This window comes from Mycobacterium sp. 94-17 (assembly GCF_035617725.1).
Taxonomy (GTDB): domain Bacteria; phylum Actinomycetota; class Actinomycetes; order Mycobacteriales; family Mycobacteriaceae; genus Mycobacterium.
On sequence record NZ_JAPIYN010000002.1, the window covers coordinates 114,280 to 129,583 of the forward strand.

Here is a 15,304-nt window from a genome sequence, read left to right on the forward strand (position 1 = left end):
GGCATGCAACTGACCAAGGCCGAGTCGACCGAGCTCTTCGTCGGGCCACCGGACGCGCCGGTGCAGCTGGTTCGCGTCACCGTGTCCGGGTGCGCCGGGCCCACGCCCGTGCGTGTCGAGGGCCGCGGCCTGCGCGGCCAGGCGGTGGCTCGACCCGGATCCGAGGTCGTCGAGGTCGCGGTGACTGTCGACGGCACCGTCGTCGGGCAGCGTCGGCCCGCGCGGGTGCACGCCGGCGGCCAGCGGCTGGCCTTCGAGTTCACCGTGGCCGAGCCGGGCTGGACCATGTTCATGGTCAGCCACTTCCATTACGACCCGGTGTGGTGGAACACCCAGGGCGCCTATACCAGCGAGTGGACCGAGGACCCGCCCGGGCGGGCCCGCCAGACGAATGGCTTCGACCTGGTGCACGCGCATCTGGAGATGGCGCGCCGCGACCCCGAGTACAAGTTCGTGCTGGCCGAGGTCGACTACCTCAAGCCGTACTGGGACACCCGCCCCGAGGACCGGGCCGATCTACGCCGGTTCATCGAGCAGGGCCGCGTCGAGGTGATGGGCGGCACGTACAACGAGCCCAACACCAACCTCACCAGCCCCGAGACGACCATCCGAAACCTGGTGCACGGCATGGGTTTTCAGCGTCACGTCGTGGGCGCGAATCCGGCCACCGCCTGGCAGCTGGACGTGTTCGGCCACGATCCGCAATTCCCGGGGATGGCCGCCGGCGCCGGCCTGACGTCGAGTTCATGGGCCAGGGGACCGCACCACCAGTGGGGACCGGGCCAGGGCGGTCCCGAGACCGGCGACGAACCGCGAGGCGTCGAGCGGATGCAGTTCTGCAGCGAGTTCGAGTGGATCTCGCCGTCGGGCGGCGGCCTGCTCACCCACTACATGCCCGCGCACTATTCGGCGGGCTGGTGGATGGATTCCGCGGCGTCGCTCGCCGAGGCCGAGAACGCCACGTATGAGCTCTTCGATCAGCTCAAAAAGGTCGCGCTCACCCGCAACGTGCTGCTGCCCGTCGGCACCGACTACACCCCGCCCAACAAGTGGGTCACCGAGATCCATCGCGACTGGGCCGCCCGCTACACCTGGCCGCGCTTCGTCTGCGCGCTGCCCAGCGAGTTCTTCGCGGCGGTGCGCGCTGAACTCGCCCAGGGCGGCCGCGCGCCGTCGCCCCAGACCCGGGACATGAACCCGATCTACACCGGCAAGGACGTGTCGTACATCGACACCAAACAGGCCAACCGGGCTGCCGAGAACGCCGTGCTGCAGGCCGAGCGCTTCGCCGTGTTCGCCGGGCTGCGCGGCGGCGCCCCGTACCCGCAGGCCGCCCTGGCCAAGGCCTGGGTGCAGCTGGTCTACGGCGCGCACCACGACGCCATCACCGGCTCGGAGTCCGACCAGGTGTACCTCGACCTGCTGACCGGTTGGCGCGACGCGTGGGAGCTGGGCCGCGCGGCCCGCGACAACTCGCTGGCCCGGCTGTCCGATGACATCGAAGGCGACGTGGTCGTGTGGAATCCGCTCACCGGCGGGCGCACCGACATCGTCACCGCCCACCTCGACGTGCCGCCGGGCGCGCGGGTGCGGGTGCTCGATACCGACGGCACCGAGCTGGCGGCGCACGTCGAACATGGCGGCCGAACGGTCAGCTGGCTGGCGCGCGAGGTGCCGTCGCTGGGCTGGCGGGCCTACCGGTTGGCGCCCGCGCGCGAACCCGGCGAGCCGGGCGGCTGGGCGCCGGCAGCGGGAACGGCGATCGCAAACGAGCACTACCGCGTGCGGGTCGACGCGGCCCGGGGCGGGGGCGTCGTTTCGCTGGTCCAGGACGGCGTCGAGTTGATCGCCGACGGTGGGGTGGGCAACCAGCTCGCGGTCTACGAGGAATACCCGGCGCATCCGGGCCAGGGGGAGGGCCCGTGGCATCTGCTGCCCAAGGGGCCGGTGGTGTGCTCGTCGGAAGAGTCCGCACGGGTGCAGGCCTTCCACGGCCCGCTCGGTCAGCGGGTGGTGGTGCACGGCCGGATCGGCACGCTGCTGCGCTACACCCAGACCCTGACCCTGTGGCACGGCGTCGCGAGGCTGGACTGTCGCACCACGATCGACGAGTTCAGCGGCGCCGACCAGCTGGTGCGACTGCGCTGGCCGTGCCCGGTGCCGGGTGCCATGCCGGTCAGCGAGGTGGGCGACGCCGTCGTCGGCCGCGGTTTTGCGCTGCTGCACGAGGGCTCCCGCTCGGTGGACACCGCCCGGCACCTGTGGACCCTGGACAACCCGGCGTACGGCTGGTTCGGCCTGTCTTCGGCGGCCCGAATCCGGGTGTCGGGCACCGGCGTGCGGGCGATGTCGGTCGCCGAGGTGGTGGCGCCGACGGAGGCGACGTCCGCGCCGCTGGCCCGGGAACTGATGGTCGCGCTGGTCCGCGCCGGCGTGACGGCCACCTGCAGCGCCGCGGACAAGCCGCGCTACGGGAACCTCGAGGTCGATTCCAACCTGCCCGACGTGCGCATCGCGCTGGGCGGGCCCGCTCGCAACGCCTTCGCCGCGGCCGTGCTGGCCGGCGCTCCGGTATACGCCGAAGAACTACAGCGCCAGCTGGCGGCGACCGGCCGCGGCCGGGTGTGGGTGCCGGCCGAGGCGCCGCTGGACGCGGTGTGGGTGCCCGACGCCGACCTGCGCGCACCGCGGGCGCTGCCGGTGCTGGTCGTCGACGGCACCGACGAGGGCGAGCTGCGCGCCGCGGTCGCCGCGCTGGCCGGCGACCTCGACGACGCCGACATCGCCGTGGCGCAGGACGCCCCGTCGGGGACGGGCGTGTTCGAGGACCGCACCGTCGCCCTGCTCAACCGCGGCGTGCCCAGCTTCGCCGTCGACACCGAGGGCACCCTGCACACCGCGCTCATGCGTTCCTGCACCGGCTGGCCCTCGGGCATCTGGATCGACGACCCGCGCCGCACCGCGCCCGACGGCTCCAACTTCCAGCTGCAGCACTGGACGCACGCCTTCGACTACGCGGTGGTCAGCGGGGCAGGCGATTGGCGGCGGGCCGGGATCCCCACCCGCAGCGCGCAGTTCGCCCAGCCGCTGCTCGCGGTCGCACCGGGCCGGCGAGGCAGCGCCCTGCCGCAGGCCGGGTCGCTGCTGCGCGTCGAGCCCGCCGCATCGGTACAGCTGGCTGCCCTCAAGGCCGCGGGCAATCCGTTGACCGCGGGCAGCGCCGCGCCGCTGGACCCCAACGCGGTGGCCCTGCGGCTGGTGGAGACGACGGGCACCGGCACCCCGGTCGTCATCGACTCGGACGTCGCCGCGGTGTGCGACCTGCAGCGCGCCGATCTGCTGGAGACCCGTGCCGAACCGGTGTCCGCGGTGGAGCTGCACGGCTATGAGGTGGCGACCGTGCTGGCCCGCCTCGACACTCCCCGGGCCGCGGCCGGCGCCGGGTTGGCCCCGCACGCCGAGGCCGCCCAGCCCCTCTACGCGCGTTATTGGCTGCACAATTGCGGCCCGGCACCGCTCGGGGGGCTGCCGGCGGTCGCCCACCTGCACCCGCTGCGGGTGACCGGGGAGCCCGGCGGCGAGGTGACGTTGCGCCTCACCGCGGCCAGCGACTGCACCGACGCCGCGCTGCACGGCGCGGTCGCGCTGCGGTGTCCGGACGGCTGGACGGCCGAGCCCGCCGAGCTGCCCTTCACCCTGCCCAGCGGCGACCACCTGCACGCCGACGTGGTGGTGTCGGTCCCGTCGCGGGCCGAACCCGGCCTCTACCCGGTCCGCGCCGAACTCCGCATCACAAGCGACGAGGTCCCGGCCTCCTGGCGCCAGCCCGTCGAGGACGTCTGCGTCGTGACCGTGGGCGAACCACCCGGCGAGCTGTTCTACCTCGCCGACGGTCCCGCCGAGGTGACGCTCGAACCAGGGGAAGCGGGCACCCTGACGGTCAGGGTCGGCAGCCACGCCCGCGCCGACCTGACGCTGCAGGCGCATCTGATCAGCCCCTGGGGCACCTGGGAGTGGACGGGTCCCGCCTCGCTCGGCGCGGTGCTACCCGCCCGCGGCACCGTCGACCTAGGCTTCCAGCTGACGCCGCCGGCCTGGCTGGAACCCGGCCAGTGGTGGGCGCTGGTGCGGATCGGCGGCGCCGGCCGACTGATCTACTCGCCGGCGGTGAAGGTGACGGTGACGTGAGCATCCACCCGATAGCGACCGTTGCCGGCGTGCCGGTCTGGCCGGGCATCGTGGACGCCGCCGAGGCGCGGCTGCGCAGCTCTCGCGCGGCTGCGGCGCTGCCGGCCGGCGGCACCAGCGAGGGCCGCCAACTGCGCCGCTGGCTGACCCAATTGATCGTCACCGAGCGGGTGGTCGCCGCGGAGGCGGCCGCGCGCGGGTTGAGTGGGCGCACCGCGCCGTCCGAGGCCGCGTTGCTGCCCGACGTCACCGCCCGGCTGGAGATCGGCAGCGTCGCCGCGGCCGCGCTGGCCGACCCGCTTGCCCGGGCGCTGTTCGCCGATGTCACCGCCGCGGTGCGGGTGGCCGACGCCGAGGTGGTCGCCTATCACGCCCGCAACCCGATGCGCTTCGCTGCGTCGCGACAGGGCCAAGGCGGCTGGTGCACAACGGCTTTGGAGGCCCCGCCGTTGGACGAGGTGCGACCGGCGATCGAAGCCCATCTGCGCGGCGCCGCGCGGCGGCGTGCCTTCCGGCTGTGGCTGGACGCGCGGCGCGCCGCGCTGGTGGAGCTGTCGCCCGGCTACGAGCATCCCGGCGACCCCCGCCAGCCCGACAACACCCATCGGCACTGAACGCATGCTTACCCTCTGTCTGGACGTGGGCGGCACCAAAATTGCGGTCGCGCTTGCGGATCCGGGCGGAAAGCTGGTCTTCACCGCCATCCGCCCCACTCCGGTCACGACCGCCGCCGGCGAGGTCTGGGCCGTGGTGGAAGCGATGATCGGCGAGGCGCTGCGCGCCGCGGACGCTCCGGTGCGGGCCGTCGGGATCGCGTCGGCCGGGCCCGTCGATCTGCGCAGCGGAGCCGTGAGCCCGATCAACATCGGTAGCTGGGACCGTTTCCCGTTGCGCGACAAGGTCGCCGCGGCGGTGCCCGGCCTGCCGGTGGTGCTGGCCGGTGACGGCGTCTGTATGGCCGTGGGGGAGCACTGGATCGGGGCGGGCAAGAACGCGGGCCCGGACGCCCGGTTCCTGCTGGGCATGGTGGTCTCCACCGGGGTGGGCGGCGGGTTGGTGCTCGACGGCGTCCCCTACTCGGGGCGCACCGGCAACGCCGGTCATGTCGGGCATGTGGTGGTCGAACTGGACGGCAGGCCCTGCACCTGCGGCGGTCACGGTTGCGTGGAGACCGTGGCTTCCGGGCCGTGGATGGTGCGCCGGGCGCTGGAGGACGGCTGGTCCGCGCCGCCCGGCGCCGGCGCCCGCGACCTGGCCGCCGCGGCGGTGGCGGGAGACCCGTTGGCCCAGCGAGCCTTTCACCGGGGAGCCAACGCGCTCGCCGCGATGATCGCCTCGGTCGGCGCGGTGTGCGATCTGGATCTGGTGGTGCTCGGGGGAGGTGTCGCCAAATCCGGGCCGCTGCTTTTCGACCCGCTGCGGGCCAAGCTCGCCGAGTACGCCGGCCTGGATTTCCTGTCCGGGCTGCGGGTGGTGCCCGGCGAACTCGGCGGTGAGGCGGGCCTGATCGGCGCGGCGCGGCTGGCGGGCCTCAGCTGACCCGCTGCAGGTGCTTTCGGCCCCAGTCGCACAGGCTAGCCAGCACCGGGCCCAGCGTCATGCCGTATTCGGAAATCGAATAGTGCACGCACGGCGGCACCGTGCCGGCGTCGTGGCGATCGATGATCCCGGCGTCGACCAGTTCGTGCAGGTGCCGGATGAGCATGCGCTCGGTGATGCCGGGAATGCTGCGCCGCAACTCGGCGGTGCGCATGGGGCCGTCGCACAATCGCCACAAAATGGTGCCCTTCCAGCGGCCGTCGATGACCGACAGCGCGGCGTCGATCGGGCAGTCGCCGACTTCCTTCTTGGATACGGACACGAGCACCTCCCAAAGCTGACTAATTTGTCAGTACCTTGATATTTGTCAGCATAACCGCCAATGTCGTTGTCATGAACAACGGCATTGACGCGCTCACGGTCGTGGTCACCGGACTGATGGTCGGCGTGGAGCTGGCGGTCGCGGTCTTCTTCCACCCGCTCATCGCCCGGCTGCCCGACGACGGCTTCCGGGCGGCACGCGCCGGCGCCGCCCGCGCGCTGGGCACGACGATGCCGTTCTGGTACGCCGTGGTCCTGCTGCTGATCGCGGCGCTGGCTATCGAGGACCGCGGCGAGCAGCGCGACTGGCTGTGCGGCATCGCCGCGGGCCTGATGGCCGCGGTGATACTGATGACGGTGACCCTGCTGGTGCCGATCAACAACCGCATCGCGAAATGGCCGAGCACGGGCGAGCTCTCGCGCGAGCTGGCCGCCCGCTGGGATCGACGGCACCGGGCCCGGGTGATCCTGCTGCTGGCGGTGTTCGTCCTGCTGGCCCTCGCCGTCACCTGAGGGCGCCGTTTTGGCTGATCGCGCGGGCCACGCTATCCTGTTAGCCGATCCACCGAAGACCGTCGGTCACCGAGCAATCGGTTGAAGGTCCGGGAAGCATCCCGGCGGCCCACGCAGGAGGACGAGGCATCAGCGCCGGCTCGCGCCGGCGGCTTTTCACGCCCCGGCCGCTTCTGCGCCGGGGCGTTCGTCGTTCTGCGGGGGGGATCGAGACGATACGTCGCATTGGCTTTCACTTCAGGAGGTAGGCATGGCCAGGGCTGACAAGGCCACCGCCGTTGCAGACATCGCCGAGCAGTTCAAGGAATCGACCGCGACCCTGATCACGGAGTACCGCGGTCTGACCGTCGCCAACCTGGCCGAGCTGCGGCGTTCGCTGGGCGGTTCGGCCACCTATTCGGTGGCCAAGAACACGCTGATCAAGCGGGCCGCTTCGGAGGCCGGGGTGCAGGGGCTCGACGAGCTGTTCGCCGGGCCGACGGCCATCGCGTTCGTCACCGGGGAGCCGGTCGACGCCGCCAAGGCCATCAAGACCTTCGCCAAGGATCACAAGGCGCTCGTCATCAAGGGCGGCTACATGGACGGCCGTGCGCTGACGGTCGCCGAAGTCGAGCGCATCGCCGACCTCGAGTCGCGCGAGGTGCTGCTGGCCAAGCTGGCCGGCGCGATGAAGGGCAACCTCGCCAAGGCGGCCGGGCTGTTCAACGCCCCGGCCTCGCAGGTCGCCCGGCTTGCGGCCGCACTGCAGGAGAAGAAGGCCTCTGAAGCTCCGGCGGCTCCCGCCGCGGCCGCAGAAGCTCCCGCCGCGGAGCCCACCCCTGAACCAGCTTCGGAAACACCCACTGAGGCACCGGAAACCCCGGCCGAAGCCGAATAACACCCAACCCGGAACCTGGAAAACAAGGAAGGACCCACACCCATGGCAAAGATGTCTACCGACGACCTGCTCGAAGCCTTCAAGGAAATGACCCTGCTGGAGCTCTCCGACTTCGTGAAGAAGTTCGAGGAGACCTTCGAGGTCACCGCGGCCGCCCCGGTCGCCGTTGCCGCGGCCGGCCCCGCCGGCGGTGGCGCGCCCGCCGAGGCCGCCGAGGAGCAGTCGGAGTTCGACGTGATCCTCGAGGCCGCCGGTGACAAGAAGATCGGCGTCATCAAGGTGGTCCGCGAGATCGTCTCCGGCCTGGGCCTCAAGGAGGCCAAGGACCTGGTCGACGGCGCGCCCAAGCCGCTGCTGGAGAAGGTGGCCAAGGAGGCCGCCGACGAGGCCAAGACCAAGCTCGAGGCCGCCGGCGCCACGGTCACCGTCAAGTAACCCGGCGAACAGACACAAACGCTCCCGCACGCTCGGCGTGTCGGGAGCGTTTGTGTCTTCTCAGCGCGTCGCGGCGCGCCGCGACTGCGCGACCCGCTCGGGTGAATCTCCCAGAGCAACAAAGAATTTCGATGTCATCGAGTCCATGACCGACACGACGGCCACCCCGTCGTCGCCGTAGAAGCCGCCCAATTCGAGCATCACGAATCCGTGTACCAACGCCCAGAACTGGGCGGCGGTGGCGACAATGATCGTGTCGTCAGCTTCCGGGCCCACGGCGATTCGCCCCGCCTGCACGCAGCGCTGTACCGCATGCACCACATGCGCGAAGCTGGGAATGCGCTGCTCGATCTCGGCGATCGTCAACGTCAAAAGGTTGCCCGCCGGTGCGTTGATGCCATGCGCGCTGGTGCTGCCGAACATCAGCCGATACCTATGCGAGTGCTCGATGGCGTAGCGCCGGTACGCGGCGCCGGTCACGAACAGGTCGGCGACCGGGTCGTCGGTCTGCGGCACCGTCAGTGCGACGTCGAATTGCCGCAGTCCCTCCTCGGCCACCGCGGCGATCAGCCCCTGCATCCCACCGAAATGGGTGTACACAGCCATCGTCGACGTCCCGGCGGCACTGGCCACCTTGCGGGTCTGCAGCGCGTCGGGCCCGTGCTCGTCGAGCAGGCCGACCGCGGCGTGCAGCAGCTCGTCGCGAACGCTGCGCTGAACGTCTGAAGTCATCGTTGCCATCTTCTCATCGGGAGCGTAGCGTGCGGATAACATCGAAATAACAATGTTATAGGAGCTCAGCCAATGGCGACCACGGCCACCGCCAAGCCCGGCAATCCGTATCTGGAGGACGTACTGGCGCCGGTCGGCGCGGAAGTCACCGCCCACGATCTGCGCGTCACCGGGCACATCCCCGAACACCTCGACGGGCGCTACCTGCGCAACGGGCCGAACCCGGCCGCCGAGGTCGACCCAGCCGTCTACCACTGGTTCAGCGGCGACGCCATGGTGCACGGGGTGCGGCTGCGCGACGGCCAGGCCCACTGGTACCGCAATCGCTGGGTGCGCACCGCGCACGTGTGCCGCACCCTCGGCGAGCCCGGGCCCACGGGGCTCGACCCGCGCGCCGGGATGCTCTCCGTGGGCCCCAACACCAACGTGCTCAGCCACGCCGGGCAAACGCTGGCCCTCGTCGAGGGGGGTGGGGCGAATTACCGCCTGACCGACGAGCTGGACACCGAGGGGCCGTGCGACTTCGACGGCACGCTGTTCGGTGGCTACACCGCCCACCCGCACCGCGATCCCCGCACCGGCGAACTGCACGCCCTGTCCTACGCGTTCACCCGGGGCCGGACCGTGCAGTACTCGGTCCTCGACACCAGCGGCCGCGCCCGCCGCACAGTCGACATCGAGGTCGGCGGGTCGCCGATGATGCACGACTTCTCCCTGACCGACAAATACGTGGTGATCTACGACCTGCCGGTGACGTTCGACCCCGTGCAGGTCATGCCGGCGAACGTGCCGCGGTGGCTGAGTCTGCCGGCCCGCCTCGTGATGCAGTCGCTGATCGGACGCGTGCGGGTGCCCGGTCCGGTGACGACGATGATCAACCGCAATCGCGAACCGATCAGTCGGATGCCCTACCGCTGGAATCAGGACTACCGGGCGCGCATCGGAGTGATGCCGCGCGAGGGAGACAACCGGGACGTGCGCTGGTTCGACATCGAACCCTGCTACGTCTACCACCCGCTCAATGCCTACTCCGAGACGCGCGGCGGCGCCGAGGTTTTGGTGCTCGACGTGGTCCGTTACGCGCGGATGTTCGATCGCGACCTGCGTGGCCCGGGCGACAGCCGTCCCACGCTGGACCGCTGGACCATCAACCTGGCCACCGGTGCGGTGGCGGCCGAACGCCGCGACGATCGGCCCCAGGAGTTTCCCCGCGTCAACGAGACCTTGCTGGGCGGGCTGCACCGGTTCGGCTACACGGTCGGCACCGAAGGCGGCTATGTGCCCGACGACGGGGCGTCCGAGATGTCCACCGCGCTGTACAAGCACGACTACGAGACGGGGTCTTGTGCGGTGGCCCCCCTGGAGCCCGGCCTTGTGCTCGGCGAGATGTCTTTCGTGCCCAACCCGGCGGCCCGCGCCGAAGACGACGGCATCCTGATGGGCTTCGGCTATCACCGCGACCGCGACGAAGGCCAGCTTGTTTTGCTGGACGCGCAGACGCTCGGGCCGGTGGCGACCGTCCACCTGCCGCAGCGGGTGCCGATGGGATTTCACGGCAACTGGGCACCCACGGGCTAACACATGCGTCAAATAAGTTGTGCCGTGCGGACTTCCCGCTGATCTCGGCACGGCCAAATTTTGCCGGCTGTCGTGCGCATCCCTGATGCCGTGCGGCAGGCGTGCGCTACAGTGACTCAAGCCACACAAAAGGGCAGGTGGCGGGCACGGCTGTCGACGGAAGGATTCCCCATGGGCGTCGCTATCGAGGTGAATGGGCTAACGAAGTCCTTCGGATCCTCGAGGATTTGGGAAGACGTGACGCTGGAAATCCCCGCCGGGGAGGTCAGCGTATTGCTGGGGCCGTCGGGTACCGGCAAATCGGTGTTCTTGAAGTCCCTGATCGGCCTGTTGCGCCCGGAGCGCGGCTCGGTCGTCATCGACGGCACCGACATCCTGCAGTGTTCGGCCAAGGAGCTCTACGAGATCCGCACGCTGTTCGGCGTGATGTTCCAGGACGGCGCCCTGTTCGGTTCGATGAACCTGTTCGACAACGCGGCGTTCCCGCTGCGCGAGCACACCAAGAAGAAGGAAGGCGAGATCCGTGACATCGTCATGGAGAAGCTGACCCTGGTCGGTCTCGGCGGCGACGAGAAGAAGTTCCCCGGGGAGATCTCCGGCGGTATGCGCAAGCGCGCCAGCCTGGCCCGCGCCCTGGTGATGGACCCGCAGATCATTCTCTGCGACGAGCCCGACTCCGGTCTGGACCCGGTCCGTACCGCCTACCTGAGCCAGTTGATCCTCGACATCAACGCCCAGATCGACGCCACGGTGCTGATCGTTACCCACAACATCAACATCGCCCGCACCGTGCCGGACAACATGGGCATGCTGTTCCGCCGCAAGCTGGTCATGTTCGGGCCCCGTGAGGTCTTGCTGACCAGCGATGAGCCCGTGGTGCGTCAGTTCCTCAACGGCCGCCGCATCGGGCCGATCGGCATGTCCGAGGAAAAGGACGAGGCGACCATGGCCGAAGAGCAGGCCGCGCTGGATGCCGGACAGCACGCGGGTGGTGTGGAAGAGGTCGAGGGTGTGCCGCCACAGATCGTCGCCTCGCCGGGGATGCCCGAGCGCAAGGCCGTCGGCCGCCGCCAGGCCCGGGTGCGCGAGATTCTGCACACCCTGCCCAAGGACGCGCAGGCCGCCATTCTCGACGACCTCGAAGGCACCCACAAGTTCCGCACCCACGAGTTCGGCGACTAGGACCGCCGGCCCGCCGGGTTTCGCGATAACTCCGCGTAACACGGCGGCCCGCCCTCTTGACGACGGGGCGTAAACGGGCCAGTCTGTTGGGCAGCATGTACCTGAACTGTCCGAGGGAAGTCGAGATCGCCAGCCAGCGCCGATATCCCGGGACCGCGAGTGCTGGGAAGTTGAGGAATGCGCAGTCCTGCGCTATTGTTGGACGTTGCGCTGGCTACCTCCTGCCCACCTCACCCGCCACCTGACACCGTGGTCTAAGCCTGAGCCCCTGACGTGGCTTAGTTCTTTAGTTGCGTGCGTGAGACCCGGACAGTTCGTTCGCCGGCCGAACCGACACAATTCGCGGCGAGCTGGCCGGTGGTTCCGGTCTTCGTGAGTCGCACGAGGTGCTGGAAGGATGCATCTTGGCAGATTTCCGCCAGAGCAAGACGGATCGCCCACAAAGTTCCTCTAACGGAAGTTCTTCAAACGGCTCCGTGCCCGGAGCCCCCGACCGAGTTTCCTTCGCCAAGCTTCGCGAACCGCTCGAGGTTCCCGGTCTGCTTGACGTGCAGATCGACTCCTTCGAGTGGTTGATCGGCGCGCCGCGGTGGCGTGAGGCCGCCGCCGCCCGCGGGGACGTCAAGCCGGTCGGTGGCCTGGAAGAGGTGCTTGACGAGCTCTCGCCGATCGAGGACTTCTCCGGCTCGATGTCGCTGTCGTTCTCCGACCCGCGGTTCGACGAGGTCAAGGCCCCGGTCGAGGAGTGCAAAGACAAGGACATGACGTACGCGGCCCCGCTGTTCGTCACGGCCGAGTTCATCAACAACAACACCGGCGAGATCAAGAGCCAGACGGTGTTCATGGGTGATTTCCCGATGATGACCGAAAAGGGCACCTTCATCATCAACGGCACCGAGCGTGTGGTGGTCAGCCAGCTGGTCCGCTCGCCCGGGGTGTACTTCGACGAGTCCATCGACAAGTCGACCGAGAAGCTGCTGCACAGCGTCAAGGTGATCCCGAGCCGCGGCGCCTGGCTGGAGTTCGACGTCGACAAGCGCGACACCGTCGGCGTCCGCATCGACCGCAAGCGCCGTCAGCCCGTCACCGTGCTGCTCAAGGCGCTGGGCTGGACCAACGAGAAGATCACCGAGCGGTTCGGCTTCTCCGAGATCATGATGTCGACGCTGGAGAAGGACAACACCGCCGGCACCGACGAGGCGCTGCTGGACATCTACCGCAAGCTGCGTCCGGGCGAGCCGCCGACCAAGGAGTCCGCGCAGACCCTGCTGGAGAACCTGTTCTTCAAGGAGAAGCGCTACGACCTGGCCCGTGTCGGCCGCTACAAGGTCAACAAGAAGCTCGGCCTGAACGTCGGCGAGCCGATCACGAGCTCGACGCTGACCGAGGAAGACGTCGTCGCCACCATCGAGTACCTGGTCCGCCTGCACCACGCCCGTACGGATGGCCAGGCCGCGGTTATGACTGTCCCCGGCGGCACCGAGGTGCCGGTGGAGACCGACGACATCGACCACTTCGGCAACCGCCGGCTGCGCACCGTGGGCGAGCTGATCCAGAACCAGATCCGGGTCGGCATGTCGCGCATGGAGCGCGTGGTCCGCGAGCGGATGACGACCCAGGACGTCGAGGCCATCACGCCGCAGACCCTGATCAACATCCGGCCGGTCGTCGCCGCGATCAAGGAGTTCTTCGGCACCAGCCAGCTCTCGCAGTTCATGGACCAGAACAACCCGCTGTCGGGTCTGACCCACAAGCGCCGCCTGTCGGCGCTGGGCCCCGGTGGTCTGTCCCGTGAGCGCGCCGGGCTGGAGGTCCGTGACGTCCACCCGTCGCACTACGGCCGCATGTGCCCGATCGAGACGCCGGAAGGTCCGAACATCGGTCTGATCGGCTCGCTGTCGGTGTACGCGCGGGTGAACCCGTTCGGGTTCATCGAGACGCCGTATAGGCGTGTCGTCAGCGGAGTTGTCACCGACGAGATCCACTACCTGACCGCCGACGAGGAGGACCGCCACGTGGTGGCGCAGGCCAACTCGCCGATCGACGGCAACGGCCGGTTCGAGGAGTCACGCGTCCTGGTCCGCCGGAAGGCGGGCGAGGTCGAGTACGTGCCGTCGTCCGAGGTGGACTACATGGACGTGTCGCCGCGCCAGATGGTGTCGGTGGCCACGGCGATGATCCCGTTCCTCGAGCACGACGACGCCAACCGTGCCCTGATGGGCGCCAACATGCAGCGCCAGGCGGTTCCGCTGGTGCGCAGCGAGGCGCCGCTGGTGGGCACCGGGATGGAGTTGCGCGCCGCGATCGACGCCGGCGACGTCGTCGTCGCGGAGAAGGCCGGGGTGATCGAGGAGGTCTCCGCCGACTACATCACCGTGATGGCCGACGACGGCACCCGGCACACCTACCGGATGCGCAAGTTCGAGCGGTCCAACCACGGCACCTGCGCCAACCAGTCGCCGATCGTCGACGCGGGGGCGCGGGTCGAGGCCGGCCAGGTCATCGCCGACGGACCCTGCACCGAGAACGGTGAGATGGCGCTGGGCAAGAACCTGCTCGTGGCGGTGATGCCGTGGGAGGGCCACAACTACGAGGACGCGATCATCCTGTCCAACCGGCTGGTTGAGGAGGACGTGCTCACCTCGATCCACATCGAGGAGCACGAGATCGACGCCCGCGATACCAAGCTGGGCGCCGAGGAGATCACCCGGGACATCCCGAACGTCTCCGACGAGGTGCTGGCCGACCTGGACGAGCGCGGCATCGTGCGCATCGGTGCCGAGGTCCGCGACGGCGACATCCTGGTCGGCAAGGTCACCCCGAAGGGTGAGACCGAGCTGACCCCGGAGGAGCGCCTGCTGCGCGCGATCTTCGGTGAGAAGGCCCGCGAGGTCCGCGACACCTCACTGAAGGTGCCGCACGGCGAGTCCGGCAAGGTCATCGGCATCCGGGTGTTCTCCCGCGAGGACGACGACGAGCTGCCGGCCGGTGTCAACGAGCTGGTGCGCGTCTACGTGGCCCAGAAGCGCAAGATCTCCGACGGCGACAAGCTCGCCGGGCGCCACGGCAACAAGGGCGTCATCGGCAAGATCCTGCCGCAGGAGGACATGCCGTTCCTGCCGGACGGCACCCCGGTGGACATCATCCTGAACACCCACGGTGTGCCGCGACGGATGAACATCGGCCAGATCCTGGAGACCCACCTCGGGTGGGTGGCCAAGTCCGGCTGGAACATCGAGGGTTCTCCCGACTGGGCGGTCAACCTGCCCGAGCAGCTGCTGCACGCGCAGCCGAACCAGATCGTGTCGACGCCGGTGTTCGACGGCGCCAAGGAAGAGGAGCTGCAGGGCATGCTGTCCTGCACGCTGCCCAACCGTGACGGCGAGGTCATGGTCAACGGCGACGGCAAGGCGGTGCTGTTCGACGGCCGCAGCGGCGAGCCGTTCCCGTACCCGGTGACCGTCGGCTACATGTACATCATGAAGCTGCACCACCTGGTGGATGACAAGATCCACGCCCGCTCCACCGGCCCGTACTCGATGATCACGCAGCAGCCGCTGGGTGGTAAGGCGCAGTTCGGTGGCCAGCGCTTCGGTGAGATGGAGTGCTGGGCCATGCAGGCCTACGGCGCGGCGTACACGCTGCAGGAGCTGTTGACCATCAAGTCCGACGACACCGTCGGGCGGGTCAAGGTATACGAGGCGATCGTCAAGGGCGAGAACATCCCGGAGCCCGGCATCCCGGAATCCTTCAAGGTGTTGCTCAAGGAGCTGCAGTCGCTGTGTCTGAACGTCGAGGTGCTCTCGAGTGACGGAGCGGCGATCGAGCTGCGCGAAGGCGAGGACGAAGACCTCGAACGCGCAGCGGCGAACCTGGGAATCAACTTGTCCCGCAACGAATCCGCCTCTGTAGAAGATCTCGCTTAATAGCTAGCTAGTT

The 15,304-nt window shown here is 69.3% G+C and carries 11 protein-coding genes; 9 read left to right on the forward strand and 2 right to left on the reverse strand.

The genetic code is table 11. The annotated features are described in order from the left end of the window. Positions 1-3: 3 nt before the first annotated feature. Genes OQ789_RS03415 through OQ789_RS03425 form a run of 3 tightly spaced genes read left to right on the forward strand, consistent with a single transcriptional unit; the run spans position 4 to position 5,727 of the window. A complete protein-coding gene (locus OQ789_RS03415) occupies positions 4-4,188 on the forward strand; it encodes an NEW3 domain-containing protein (protein WP_324683520.1) in 4,185 nt (1,394 codons plus the stop codon). Further along, positions 4,185-4,802, forward strand: a complete 618-nt coding sequence (locus tag OQ789_RS03420) for a DUF7158 domain-containing protein (RefSeq protein ID WP_324683521.1) — start codon at positions 4,185-4,187, stop codon at positions 4,800-4,802. The genes OQ789_RS03415 and OQ789_RS03420 overlap by 4 nt, the downstream gene beginning before the upstream one ends. A 4-nt stretch (positions 4,803-4,806) precedes the next feature. After that, a complete protein-coding gene (locus OQ789_RS03425) occupies positions 4,807-5,727 on the forward strand; it encodes an ROK family protein (RefSeq protein WP_324683522.1) in 921 nt (306 codons plus the stop codon). On the opposite strand, the gene OQ789_RS03430 is transcribed toward OQ789_RS03425, so the two are convergent. Beyond that, entirely contained in the window at positions 5,720-6,049 is a 330-nt protein-coding gene (locus OQ789_RS03430; protein ID WP_324683523.1) for a helix-turn-helix domain-containing protein, read from the reverse strand. The genes OQ789_RS03425 and OQ789_RS03430 overlap by 8 nt on opposite strands. Positions 6,050-6,120: 71 nt before the next feature. On the opposite strand from OQ789_RS03430, the gene OQ789_RS03435 reads away from it, so the two are divergent. The 3 genes from OQ789_RS03435 (at position 6,121) to rplL (ending at position 7,873) form a co-directional block, all read left to right on the forward strand. Then, complete coding sequence (locus OQ789_RS03435) at positions 6,121-6,561, forward strand: DUF1772 domain-containing protein (protein ID WP_324683525.1); 441 nt, start codon at positions 6,121-6,123, stop codon at positions 6,559-6,561. 250 nt (positions 6,562-6,811) lie between these two features. Next, positions 6,812-7,438 (forward strand): 50S ribosomal protein L10, encoded by a 627-nt coding sequence (rplJ, locus tag OQ789_RS03440; protein WP_324683527.1) that lies wholly within the window; start codon positions 6,812-6,814, stop codon positions 7,436-7,438. A 42-nt stretch (positions 7,439-7,480) separates the two neighbouring features. Then, positions 7,481-7,873, forward strand: a complete 393-nt coding sequence (gene rplL / locus OQ789_RS03445; RefSeq protein ID WP_324683529.1) for a 50S ribosomal protein L7/L12 — start codon at positions 7,481-7,483, stop codon at positions 7,871-7,873. Between the two features lie 60 nt (positions 7,874-7,933). On the opposite strand, the gene OQ789_RS03450 is transcribed toward rplL, so the two are convergent. Further along, positions 7,934-8,605, reverse strand: coding sequence for a TetR/AcrR family transcriptional regulator (locus OQ789_RS03450; protein WP_324683530.1), 672 nt, complete (start codon positions 8,603-8,605; stop codon positions 7,934-7,936). 72 nt (positions 8,606-8,677) lie between these two features. Here OQ789_RS03450 and OQ789_RS03455 point away from each other — a divergent pair, with 72 nt between their 5' ends. The 3 genes from OQ789_RS03455 to OQ789_RS03465 all read left to right on the forward strand — a co-directional run bounded on the left by OQ789_RS03455 (position 8,678) and on the right by OQ789_RS03465 (position 15,291). Next, entirely contained in the window at positions 8,678-10,183 is a 1,506-nt protein-coding gene (locus tag OQ789_RS03455) for a carotenoid oxygenase family protein (protein ID WP_324683532.1), read from the forward strand. 171 nt (positions 10,184-10,354) lie between these two features. After that, positions 10,355-11,365: an ABC transporter ATP-binding protein gene (locus tag OQ789_RS03460; protein WP_324683534.1), complete on the forward strand. Its 1,011-nt coding sequence runs from the start codon at positions 10,355-10,357 to the stop codon at positions 11,363-11,365. Between the two features lie 404 nt (positions 11,366-11,769). After that, positions 11,770-15,291: a DNA-directed RNA polymerase subunit beta gene (locus OQ789_RS03465; RefSeq protein ID WP_324683535.1), complete on the forward strand. Its 3,522-nt coding sequence runs from the start codon at positions 11,770-11,772 to the stop codon at positions 15,289-15,291. Positions 15,292-15,304 lie beyond the last annotated feature (13 nt).

Excerpts from the sequence above, each read along its gene's own strand:
- OQ789_RS03425 (WP_324683522.1), top strand. The coding sequence starts at position 4,807 with ATGCTTACCCTCTGTCTGGACGTGGGCGGCACCAAAATTGCGGTCGCG.
- OQ789_RS03415 (WP_324683520.1), top strand. The coding sequence starts at position 4 with ATGCAACTGACCAAGGCCGAGTCGACCGAGCTCTTCGTCGGGCCACCG.
- rplL (WP_324683529.1), top strand. The coding sequence starts at position 7,481 with ATGGCAAAGATGTCTACCGACGACCTGCTCGAAGCCTTCAAGGAAATG.
- rplJ (WP_324683527.1), top strand. The coding sequence starts at position 6,812 with ATGGCCAGGGCTGACAAGGCCACCGCCGTTGCAGACATCGCCGAGCAG.
- OQ789_RS03460 (WP_324683534.1), top strand. The coding sequence starts at position 10,355 with ATGGGCGTCGCTATCGAGGTGAATGGGCTAACGAAGTCCTTCGGATCC.
- OQ789_RS03455 (WP_324683532.1), top strand. The coding sequence starts at position 8,678 with ATGGCGACCACGGCCACCGCCAAGCCCGGCAATCCGTATCTGGAGGAC.
- OQ789_RS03435 (WP_324683525.1), top strand. The coding sequence starts at position 6,121 with ATGAACAACGGCATTGACGCGCTCACGGTCGTGGTCACCGGACTGATG.
- OQ789_RS03450 (WP_324683530.1), bottom strand. The coding sequence starts at position 8,605 with ATGACTTCAGACGTTCAGCGCAGCGTTCGCGACGAGCTGCTGCACGCC.